Source organism: Yinghuangia soli (genome assembly GCF_021502675.1).
Classification (GTDB): domain Bacteria; phylum Actinomycetota; class Actinomycetes; order Streptomycetales; family Streptomycetaceae; genus Yinghuangia; species Yinghuangia soli.
On record NZ_JAKFHA010000004.1, the window covers coordinates 61,508 to 71,273 of the forward strand.

Annotated in this window: 8 protein-coding genes; 6 read left to right on the forward strand and 2 right to left on the reverse strand. The window is 73.8% G+C overall.

Annotated features, from left to right (window positions below):
• The first annotated feature begins 26 nt into the window (after positions 1–26).
• The 4 genes from LZ495_RS09330 (at position 27) to LZ495_RS09345 (ending at position 4,656) form a co-directional block, all read left to right on the forward strand.
• A complete protein-coding gene (locus LZ495_RS09330; RefSeq protein WP_235051565.1) occupies positions 27–890 on the forward strand; it encodes a methyltransferase domain-containing protein in 864 nt (287 codons plus the stop codon).
• Positions 891–1,117: 227 nt separating this feature from the next.
• Entirely contained in the window at positions 1,118–1,825 is a 708-nt protein-coding gene (locus LZ495_RS09335; protein ID WP_235051566.1) for an HAD family hydrolase, read from the forward strand.
• Between the two features lie 615 nt (positions 1,826–2,440).
• On the forward strand, positions 2,441–3,970 hold the full coding sequence (locus tag LZ495_RS44775) for a sensor histidine kinase (RefSeq protein ID WP_235051567.1): 1,530 nt from the start codon (positions 2,441–2,443) through the stop codon (positions 3,968–3,970).
• The gene (locus LZ495_RS09345) at positions 3,967–4,656 is read left to right on the forward strand and encodes a response regulator (RefSeq protein ID WP_235051568.1); all 690 of its coding nucleotides are present in this window, start codon (positions 3,967–3,969) and stop codon (positions 4,654–4,656) included. Before LZ495_RS44775 ends, LZ495_RS09345 begins: the two co-directional genes overlap by 4 nt.
• A gap of 117 nt (positions 4,657–4,773) precedes the next feature.
• Here the strand turns inward: LZ495_RS09345 and LZ495_RS09350 are convergent, their stop codons facing one another.
• Complete coding sequence (locus LZ495_RS09350; RefSeq protein WP_235051569.1) at positions 4,774–5,712, reverse strand: RecB family exonuclease; 939 nt, start codon at positions 5,710–5,712, stop codon at positions 4,774–4,776.
• Between the two features lie 210 nt (positions 5,713–5,922).
• Here LZ495_RS09350 and LZ495_RS09355 point away from each other — a divergent pair, with 210 nt between their 5' ends.
• On the forward strand, positions 5,923–7,395 hold the full coding sequence (locus LZ495_RS09355; protein WP_235051570.1) for a cellulase family glycosylhydrolase: 1,473 nt from the start codon (positions 5,923–5,925) through the stop codon (positions 7,393–7,395).
• Between the two features lie 34 nt (positions 7,396–7,429).
• On the opposite strand, the gene LZ495_RS09360 is transcribed toward LZ495_RS09355, so the two are convergent.
• Positions 7,430–8,632, reverse strand: a complete 1,203-nt coding sequence (locus tag LZ495_RS09360; protein ID WP_235051571.1) for a site-2 protease family protein — start codon at positions 8,630–8,632, stop codon at positions 7,430–7,432.
• An 81-nt stretch (positions 8,633–8,713) separates the two neighbouring features.
• Between LZ495_RS09360 and LZ495_RS09365 the strand changes: the two genes are divergently transcribed.
• The gene (locus LZ495_RS09365) at positions 8,714–9,598 is read left to right on the forward strand and encodes a tRNA (adenine-N1)-methyltransferase (protein ID WP_235051572.1); all 885 of its coding nucleotides are present in this window, start codon (positions 8,714–8,716) and stop codon (positions 9,596–9,598) included.
• The last annotated feature ends 168 nt before the right edge of the window (positions 9,599–9,766 follow it).

A 9,766-nucleotide genomic window follows, 5' to 3' on the forward strand; every position in this document is an offset into this window, starting at 1 on the left:
ACCGCATCGTCCAGGAAGGCCCCGCAGTGCTGCACGACGTCGTCGGATATCTGCGCTGTCCGCACTGCGGCGCCGGCCTCGACCTGGCGCCCGACGGGCGCAGCCTGCGGTGCTCCGCCGGGCGGCACACCTTCGACGTCGCCCGGCAGGGGTACGCCAACCTGCTGGGCGGCGACGCGAAGGCCGGTACGGCCGACACCGCGGAGATGGTCGCCGCCCGCGACGCCTTCCTCGGCGCCGGGCACTACAAGCCCATCGCCGAAGCCCTGGCCGCCGATGCCCTGGCCGCCGAAGCAGGCGCAGCCGCAGGGGAGGGGGCCGTCGTCGACGTCGGCGCCGGCACCGGGTACTACCTGGCACACGTCCTCGACGCCCTGCCGGAGCGGGCCGGGCTGGCCCTCGACATCTCGAAGTACGCGCTGCGCCGCGCCGCCAAGGCGCATCCCCGGGCCGGGGCCGTCGTCTGCGACGCCTGGAAGCCCCTCCCGCTGCGCGACGCGAGCGCGGCCTTCGCCCTCAACGTCTTCGCCCCGCGCAACCCCGCCGAACTGCACCGCATCCTCGCGCCGCACGGCACCCTCGCGGTCGTCACCCCGACCGCCCGGCACCTGCGCGAACTCGTCGGCGCCCTCGGCCTCCTGCGGGTCGACGAGGACAAGAAGACCCGCCTCGACACCGCCCTCGCCGGCCACTTCACGTCCGTCCGCGACCACCAGGTCGCCTTCACCCTCGGGCTCGCGCACCACGACGTGGCCACCGTCGTCGGCATGGGCCCCAGCGCCTGGCACACCGACCCCGCCCGGCTGCGCGACGCCATCGCGGGCCTGCCCGACCCGTTCGGCGTCACTGCCGAGGTCACCTTGTCCGTCTACGCGCCCAACCCCCGCTGATGACCGGGTGAACACCTCGCGACGCGCGTAGCTATCCGCTTGCCTCCAACCGCACGGTCACGGACAATCGAGTGCCCATCACCGGTGCGTGAGGCAGCGAAGCCGGGCAGCAGCCGAAAGCAGACCGAGGAGGGCGCGCGAGCGCAGCAGCACGCCGGTCGGGGCCCATACGCCGCGCAGTCCGGCCGTACCACCGCCGGGCCGCCCGACACGAGAGGCAGGTGGCCATGACGGCACTCGACGCCCGCGCCTACCCCGGCCCGGCCGACGCAGACCTCCAGGCAGTCCTGTGCGACATGGACGGCACCCTGGTCGACACCGAGCGCAGCTGGTTCGCCACCGAGGTGTCCGTGATGGCCGACCTCGGCTTCCACCTCGGCCCCGAGCATGCCGAACGCCTGCTCGGCAGCCCGATGGAACCGGCCGTCGCCTACCTGCTCGGCGTCTCCGGCGTGCCGATCGACCCCGCCGCGCTGGAGCACCGCATCAACGAGCGCATGGTCGAGATCCTGAGCAGCGGCGTGGACCTGCGCCCCGGCGCCAAGCGGCTGCTCGCCGAACTGGACGCCGCCGGCGTGCCCATGGCCCTGGTCACCGCATCCAGCCGGGCCATCGTGAACGCGGTGCTGCCCTCGCTCGGCGCGCACCACTTCCGGATCACCGTGGCCGGCGACGAAGTGGCCCGGTCCAAGCCCGCCCCCGAGCCCTACCTGGCCGCGGCCGCCGCACTCGGCGCCGACCCGGGCCGCTGCATCGTGCTGGAGGACTCGCCCACCGGGGTCGCGTCCGGCGAAGCGGCCGGCTGCGTCGTCGTCGCGGTGCCCAGCATGACCGACATCCCGGCCGGGCCCCGGCGTACCGTCCTGCCCAGCCTGGAGGGCGTGGACCTGGGCGTCCTGGCCCGCCTGGTACGCCGCCGCGCCGGAGTCCGCTGACCCGGCCGCCCGGAACCGCACTGACCGCCGGACCTACGGGACCTACTGGACCTGCCGGACCGGTCCGGACATGCGGAAGCGGACGGACCCTGAAGTCCGTCCGCTCCGCTCCCCGTGCCGTTCCCCCGACGACGTCCCCCGAGCCTGTTCCTCCCGGCGGCTGCCCCCGCAGCCGCCTTCCCGTCCAGGCCGTCGGGCCCGGTCCTCGGCGATCTCCCCATCGCCGACGACCGGTCCCTGCACGCTCCGCCCGCTCCCCGTATCCCCGTAGAGCGCGGAACCCGTCCCCGTGGCTCTCGTCCGCCCCCGCGGACGAGATGTCCCCACAAGATCCCCCGTGGATCCTGTGAGCACATGGACCGCGGCCGAACCGCCGTCCCGGATACCGAAACCGCCCTTTTGCGGGCTGGATCCCCCGTGCACTCAGAGTGTCGCGGCAACGCGGGTAGACCGTCGTCAGGGAAATCCCTCGACATCACCGGCCCCGCCGAGGGCCCGGGGAGCAGAACGCGGCTCCTCCGCAAGTCGCAGACCCGCCCCGGCCCCGTCCTCCGTGCGGACGAGACCGCCCGGGGGAGGGCGAAATCTCCAGGTCACAGCCTCTACGGTGGACCTGTGACCCCCGCCCCCGACGATGCCGCGCAGCTCGCCGCCGCGCCGGCCGACCGCACCGCGGCCGTGCCCGGACCGGCCGACCCCCGGCCGAGCCGCACCGAACGCCTGCACGACCGCGCGCTCGGCTGGCTCGACGAGCTGCGCCGCGGCGAAGGCCCGCTGCTGCGCAAGCCCGCACCCGTGGACATCGCGCTCGTCGCGGTCCTCGCCGTGCTGGCCGTCGGCGGGCTGTTCATCGAGGACCTCGGCAACGACACCCGCCGCGACCCCGACGCGGCCGGCGTCATCCTCGCACTGCTCTGCGTCCTGCCGCTGCTGTGGCGCTCCAGCCACTCGCTGCGCGTGCTCATCGCGGTCACCATCCCGTTCCTGATCCTGGCCGCCAACCACTACGGGGCGGCCGGCGCCAGCCTCGGGCAACTCGTCGCGATGTACAGCGCCGCGGTCAGCCGCCCGCGCATCCCCGCCGCCTTCGCGCTGTTCTTCGCCGAAGGCACCACGCTGATCTGGCTCGCCCTCGGGCACCGCAACATCGGCTTCGTGGACGTACTGGCCAACCTCGCCGCGCTGTTCGCGGTCTGGGCCTTCGCCCGCAGCGTCGGATTCCGCCGCGCCTACACCGCCGAACTCGAGGCCCGCGCCGACCGCCTCATGCACACCCGCGAAGCCGACACCCGCGCCGCCCTCGCCGAGGAGCGCGGCCGCATCGCCCGCGAACTCCACGACGTCGTCGCGCACCACGTCTCGGTCATGACCGTGCAGGCCTCCGCCGCGCAGCGCACCATCGACCGCAACCCCGAGCGCGCCCGCGAGGCCATGGCCTCGGTCGAGCAGACCGGCCGCGCCGCCCTCGTCGAGATGCGCCGCCTGGTCGGCATCCTGCGCGGCAACGAGGACGCCGCCGGCGGCACCGTGCAGCTCAGCGAAGGCCACAACGCCCCGCAACCCGGCCTGGACGCCCTCGAATTCCTCGTCCAGCAGGTCCGCGAGGCAGGCGTCCCGGTCGAGCTCACCATCGAAGGCGTGCCCGCCGAACTCCCGCCCGGCATCGACCTCGCGGCGTACCGCATCATCCAGGAAGCCCTCACCAACACCCTCAAGCACGCCGGCCCGGCCGGCTCCCGGGTGCTGCTGCGCTACCGCCCCGAGGAGATCCTGGTCCGGATCGCCGACGACGGCCGCGGCGCGGCCGCCACCCTCTCCGCACCGGACACCGGCCGCACCGGGCACGGCCTCCTGGGCATGCGCGAACGCGTCGCCCTCTACGGTGGACGCCTGTACGCGGGACCGCGGGCCGGCGGCGGCTTCGAGGTCCTCGCCCGCATCCCGCTCACTCCGAGCGACACGCGCCCGTCCGCGGCCCGCCCGCAACCCGCCCGCAGCACCCCCGCCGCCCCCGCGGCCGCCCCGGCCGCCGCCCCCGGCGCCCCGCCGGCCGACCGCGGCGGCAACCAGGACGACCGCGGCGACCAAGACGACCGCGACAACCGCGACAACCGCACCGACCGACTGGAGCAGAACCCAGCATGACGATCCGCGTGATCCTCGTCGACGACCAGCCGCTGCTGCGCACCGGGTTCCGCATGATCCTCGAAGCCGAGCCGGACATCGCGGTGGTCGGCGAGGCCGCCGACGGCCAGCAGGCCGTCGAACTCGTCCGCACCCTGCAGCCGGACGTCGTCCTCATGGACATCCGCATGCCGCGCATGGACGGCGTCGAGGCCACCCGGCGCATCGTCGGCACCGGCCGCGACGGCGGGCGCCCCGACGACGGCAGCGCCCGCGTCCTGGTGCTGACCACGTTCGACCTCGACGAGTACGTGGTCGAGGCGCTGCGCGCCGGGGCCAGCGGCTTCCTGCTCAAGGACGTCCCCGCGGACGACCTCATCGCGGCGATCCGGGTCATCGCCGACGGCGACGCCCTCCTCGCGCCCAGCATCACCCGGCGCCTGCTCGACATGTACGCGGCCCGGCTGCCGGCCGCCGAGGATCCCACGCCGGACGCCCTCGCGATGCTCACCGAGCGCGAGGTCGAGGTGCTCCGCCTGGTCGCCCGCGGCATGTCCAACGCCGAGATCGCCGCCGAACTCTTCGTCAGCGAGACCACCGTCAAGACCCACGTCGGCCACGTGCTGACCAAGCTGGGCCTGCGCGACCGCGTCCAGGCCGCGGTCTACGCCTACGAGAGCGGCCTGGTCCGCCCCGGCGCCATCTGACCCCGGATGCCTGACTCCGACGCCTGACCCTGGGCGCCTGACGCCGGAAACCGGTCCCGGAAACGCCGCACCCGCCCCCGCGCCGGCCGAAGCCGCGCAGGGGCGGGTGTCCGTGCGTCAGTCCCGTGCGGGGACCACCGGCAGCGGGTACACCGGCGGCGTGCCGCCGAACTCCGGGCACAGGTCCTGGTGGTCGCACCACCCGCACAGCCGGGTGCGGTTCGGCCGCCAGTCGCCGGTGCGCGTCGCCTCCCGGATCGCCGCCCACAGCGCCCGCAACTTGCGCTCGACGGCCAGCAGATCGGCTTCCACCGGGTCGTACCAGATCACGTCGCCGCTGCCGCCCAGATACACCAACTGCAGGCGCCGGGGCAGCCGCCCGTGCTGGCGCCACAGCACCAGCGCGTAGAACTTCATCTGGAACAGCGCCTTGTCCTGGAACTGCTGCGACGGCGCCTTGCCGGTCTTGTAGTCGACCACCCGCAGGTCCCCGCCCGGTGCCACGTCGAGCCGGTCGACGTAGCCGCGCAGGGTCAGCGCACCGTCCTCGTCGCCCTCCGCGGGCTCCAACTGCGTCTCGACGTACAGCTCGCGGCGCGCCGGGTCCAGGCGGTTCGGGTCCTCCAACGTGAAGTACCGCTCCAGGAGCTTCTCCGCGCCGGACAGCCAGTCCGCCAACTCCTCGGCCCGCACACCGCCGTCGCCGTCGTCGAACAGCTCCGCCAACTCCGGGCGCTCGGTCAGCAGTTCGTCCCAGGCGGGACGCAGCATGCGGAGCGCGGCATCCGGCGTGCGCGCGCCGCGCGGCAGATCGAACAACTGCTCCAGCACGGCATGCACCACCGTGCCGCGCGTCGCGGCCGCACTCGGCTTCTGCGGCAGCTTGTCGATCACCCGGAACCGGTACAGCAGCGGGCACTGCATGAAGTCGCCCGCCCGCGAAGGCGACAGCGACACCCCGCGCGAATCCGGCGCGGGGCCGCCCTCCTGCACCTGGCCGGGCACAGCGGCGGCCGCGGGATCCGCAGCGGGGGAGTCGGTTCCGGTCGTACTCATGCCACGAAGAGTACGGGCAGCTCCGGACAGCGGCGCAAATCCCTGCCGCGGGCCTGTGGACAAGGCGGACGCGACCGCACCGGGCCCCGGCAACCCGCTCGGCGACCGGCCGCGACATCTGGGAAGTTGCCCCACTCGCCAGTAACATCCGACGCGCTCGTGCGCCTCCGTCCCACCCGTTCCGTCGTTCGCCGCCGAAGGGGTTTGTGCATGCGCCCGAAATCCCGTCCGAAGCCGGTCCGTACGAAGACCGTCAGGTCCGCCCTCGTCGCCGCCGCCACCGCGCTCGCCGTCGGCCTCCTCCCCGCCGCGAGCGCCGCGGCCCACCCGGGACCCGGCCCGGACCCGCGCCCCGGCGCCGACCGCGTCACCGTCGGCGACCGCACCTACATCGCCGACGAACGCGGCCGCGCCACCCAATGGCGCGGCTTCAACCTCGCCGACAAGGGCCACCGCGGCGCCGAGGCCTTCACCGGCATCCAGGAGCGCGACCTGCGCGAGATGGCGCAGCGCGGCTTCAACCTCGGCCGCCTCGCCTTCCACTGGGACGACCTCGAACCCCGCCCCGGGCAGTTCGAACGCGGCTACCTCGCCAAGATGCGCCGCATCATGGACTGGGCCGACAAGTACGGCATCAAGATCATGCTCGACGCCCACCAGGACGTGTACGGCCCCTACTTCGGCGGCCACCGCGGCGCCCCCGCCTGGACCACCCGCGACGACGGCCTCCCGTACCAGGCCAACCCCGACGACTGGTTCTCCGAGTACTTCCAGCCGTCCGTCCAGGCCGCGTTCGACCACCTCTACAGCGACCGGGACCTCCGCGCCGCGCACGCCCGCATGTGGGTCACCGTCGCCGCCGCACTCGGCCGCCACCCCGCACTCCTCGGCTACGACCTCATGAACGAGCCGTTCGCCAAGTTCGCCCCCGACGAAGACCTGCCCACCGCGGCCGCCCGCTTCGAGAGCGGGCAGCTCACCGAAATGTGGAACCGCCTCGCCGACGCCGTACGCCTCGTCGACCGGCGCTCCTGGATCTTCGTCGAACCCACCGTCATCGTCGGCCTCGGCGTCCCCACCGCCCTCGGCCCCATCGACGACCCGCACGCCGCCTACGCGCCGCACTTCTACGAGACCGCCATGGAAGGCGGCGCCGACTACGACCCCGACGGCACCTTCATCCAGGCCTACGAAGCGGCCATCACCGACTACCCGGCCCGCAACCGCATGCCCGTCATCGTGGGGGAGTGGGGCCCGCCCGACCCGACCCTGCCGAACATGCGCACCTTCTTCACCCGCATGACCGCCGCCATGGACCGCTTCTCCACCGGCTGGACCAACTGGCAATGGTGCCGCGGCGGCGGGTACTGCACGCTCACCGCAGACGGGAAGCTCAAGACCAACCACGACCTGCTCGTCCAGCCGTACGCCCGGGCCACCGCGGGCAACCCCACCGCGCACGGCTACGACCCGGCCACCCGCACCTACACGCTCGCATTCACCACGCGTGCGGGGACCAGCGGGCCGACCGAGATCGCCGTGCCCCGCGACGTCTACCCGAACGGCTACCGCGTCGCCGTCGACGGACGCAAAGCCCACTGGGACAGCCGCGGCCAGACCGTCCGGGTCACCACCGACGGCCGCCCGGGAACGGCCTACACGGTCACCATCACGCCCCGCTGACCCCGCAGATGCGTCCCGGGGCGCCCGCGTCCGCTCAGCTTTCCGCGGGCGCCCCGCGCATCATCCGCAGGAACGCCTGCTCCACATCACTGCGCGCCAGCACGCCGTAGATGCTGCCGTCGTCCTCGACGACCAAGTACTCGCTCGCCGGCGTCGCCCGCAGTACGGCCAGCAGATCCTCGCCCGCGAGATCCACCGCCACCCGCATGCCCGGCAGCAGATCCCGCGCCAGCGGCCCCACGGCCACCCACGGACGCCGCTGCTCCGGCGTGTTCACCACGCGCGACTCGCGGACCAGCGCGATCGGCCGGCCGTTCCCGTCCACCACCACCAGCGCCCGCGCGCCCGCCTCGGCGGCCTGCCGCAGCGCCTCCGCCAGCGGCAGGTCCGCCGCCACCGGGATCGCCCGCCGCGTCAGCCCGCGCGCCCGCAGGCCGGGCAGCCGCTCCCGCAACTGCTCGGCCCGCAACGACTGCACCGCGCCGGTCCACATGAACCCGGCGATCAGACCGCCGCACACCACCGTGTAGATGCGCGTCCACGTCCCGTCGTCGCGCGACCACCACACCGCCGCCGCCAGCACCGCCACCGCGAGCACCCGGCCCGCCCACGACGCCGCCACCGTCCCGGCCATCGGACGCTTCGTCGCGCCCCACACGCCCGCGCGCAACATGCGGCCGCCGTCCAACGGCAGCCCCGGCAGCAGGTTGAACACCGCCACCATCAGGTTCGACACCGCGAGCAGCGCCACCATGCGCCCGGTCAGCGAATCGACGTCCAGCGCCAGGCCCAGCCCCCAGAACCCGCCCGCCAGGCCCAGCGACAACGCCGGCCCGGCCGCCGCCACCGCGAACTCGCGGCCCGGCGTCTGCGGCTTGTCGATCTCGGAGACGCCGCCCAGGAACTGGATGGTGATCCGGTGCACCGGCAGACCGAAGCGCAACGCCGTCACGGCATGCGCCAGTTCGTGGACCAGTACGGACAGGTAGAGCAGCACCGCGAACAGGAACGCGACCGCGTACCGCCACGCCTCCAACTGCGGGAACAGCTTCTCGAACGTCGGCGCGAAGAGCAGCGTGATGATCAACGCGATCACGAACCACGACGACGACACATAGACCGGCACCCCGAAGGGCCGGCCCATCAGCAACCCGCCCCCGGGCTCCGGCCGCCGCCCGGACTGCTGCGCCGCACCCTCCCCGCCACCTTGCCCGTCCTGCCCGCTGCGCTCCGTCACGACTCGATGTTATGCGGTCGGTGACCGGCCAACGAGGTCCCCTGGCCGGAGCGTCGCCCGCCGACCGGTACGCTGGTCCGCATGTCCGAACCGACCGGTGCCGCCCGTCGTCGCGGGCCCTTCCAGGTCGGGGACAAAGTGCAGCTGACCGACCCCAAGGGCCGCCACCACACCTTCACCCTCGAAGCGGGCAAGGCCTTCCACACCCACAAGGGGTCGTTCCCCCACGACGAACTCATCGGCGCCCCCGAGGGCACCGTCGTGCGGTCTTCGGGGAACTTCGACTACCTGGCGCTGCGGCCTTTGCTCCCCGACTTCGTCCTGTCCATGCCCCGCGGAGCCGCGGTCATCTACCCCAAGGACGCGGGGCAGATCATCGCGATGGCCGACATCTTCGCCGGCGCCCGCGTCGTCGAGGCCGGCGTCGGCTCCGGCGCGCTCAGCACCTTCCTGCTGCGCGCCGTCGGCGACCAGGGCCTGCTCTCCTCGTACGAACGGCGGCAGGACTTCGCGGACATCGCGAAGAAGAACGTCGAAGGCTACTTCGGCGGCCCGCACCCCGCGTGGAACCTCACCGTCGGCGACCTCCAGGACAATCTGGTCGAGACCGACGTCGACCGCGTCATCCTCGACATGCTGGCCCCCTGGGAGTGCCTCGAGGCGGTCCACAAGGCGCTCGTCCCCGGCGGCCTGGTCTGCTGCTACGTGGCCACCACCACGCAGCTCGCCCGCACCGTCGAGACCATGCGCGCCATGCGCTGCTTCACCGAACCCCAGTCCTGGGAGTCGATGGTGCGCACCTGGCACGTCGAGGGCCTCGCGGTGCGCCCCGACCACCGGATGATCGGCCACACCGGCTTCCTCGTCACCGCCCGCCGCATGGCCGACGGCGTCGACGCCCCGATGCGCCGCCGCCGCCCCTCCAAGGGCTACGACAGCGACGACTACGAAGCACCCCAGGTCTGAGCCCGCGGCGGCCCCACCGGGCCGCCACGGACCGCCTCACGGCCCTTCCCGGGGCACCGCAGTCCCACCCGAAACCCCGCCGGGGGGGGGGGCCGGGCCCCCCCCCCCCCCCCCCCCCCCGCCCACCGCCCCCCCCCCCCCCCCCGCCCCCCCCCCCCCGGCGCGGAG

Coding starts and splice junctions, on each gene's coding strand:
- LZ495_RS09335 (WP_235051566.1), top strand. CDS start 1,118: ATGACGGCACTCGACGCCCGCGCCTACCCCGGCCCGGCCGACGCAGAC.
- LZ495_RS09345 (WP_235051568.1), top strand. CDS start 3,967: ATGACGATCCGCGTGATCCTCGTCGACGACCAGCCGCTGCTGCGCACC.
- LZ495_RS09350 (WP_235051569.1), bottom strand. CDS start 5,712: ATGAGTACGACCGGAACCGACTCCCCCGCTGCGGATCCCGCGGCCGCC.
- LZ495_RS09355 (WP_235051570.1), top strand. CDS start 5,923: ATGCGCCCGAAATCCCGTCCGAAGCCGGTCCGTACGAAGACCGTCAGG.
- LZ495_RS09365 (WP_235051572.1), top strand. CDS start 8,714: ATGTCCGAACCGACCGGTGCCGCCCGTCGTCGCGGGCCCTTCCAGGTC.